Here is a 562-nt window from a genome sequence, read left to right on the forward strand (position 1 = left end):
CCATCGGCGCTGGAGAGCTTAACTTCCGTGTTCGGGATGGGAACGGGTGTGACCTCTCCGCCATCGTCACCGAGCAATAATGCTTTAGACAAATGTTATTATAACGGAATATTTTTTGTTGTCAAGCATTTTTTATTCCTTCAAAACTAGATAACAGAGCTAAACAGTCGCCTACGCTTTTCTTACTGTCTAGCTTCGAACTAACATCCTCCTACGCCTTCGCTTTTTCCGTTCGACGTGCGGGCACGTCTTCGTCAAAAGCTTTCGGCTCCGTCGGATGTTTTCTTGACTACATCAAGAACCGTTCTCCGCTTTTCTTACTGTCTAGCTTCGGCTCCTAGCCCCTCGAATCGCTTCAGTCCTGCTGTGGCGGCAACAGCCTCCTCGCAGGCCTTTCGCACTCTTCGTGGCTGAACAGTCGCCTACGCTTTTCTTGTGTGCTTAGTTAAGTCCTCGATCGATTAGTATCCGTCAGCTGCACGTGTCGCCACGCTTCCACCTCGGACCTATCAACCTTGTCATCTTCAAGGGATCTTACTCGCTTGACGCGATGGGAAATCTC

2 rRNA genes are annotated in these 562 nt (G+C 49.6%); both read right to left on the reverse strand.

Annotated features, from left to right (window positions below):
- Positions 1-74: ribosomal RNA gene (gene rrf, locus K1I44_RS15015) — 5S ribosomal RNA — on the reverse strand; the annotation flags it as partial.
- A gap of 367 nt (positions 75-441) precedes the next feature.
- Positions 442-562: ribosomal RNA gene (locus K1I44_RS15020) — 23S ribosomal RNA — on the reverse strand; the annotation flags it as partial.

It is taken from the genome of Anoxybacillus sp. ST4 (genome assembly GCF_019448545.1).
In the GTDB taxonomy this organism is placed as follows: Bacteria; Bacillota; Bacilli; order Bacillales; family Anoxybacillaceae; genus Anoxybacillus; species Anoxybacillus pushchinoensis.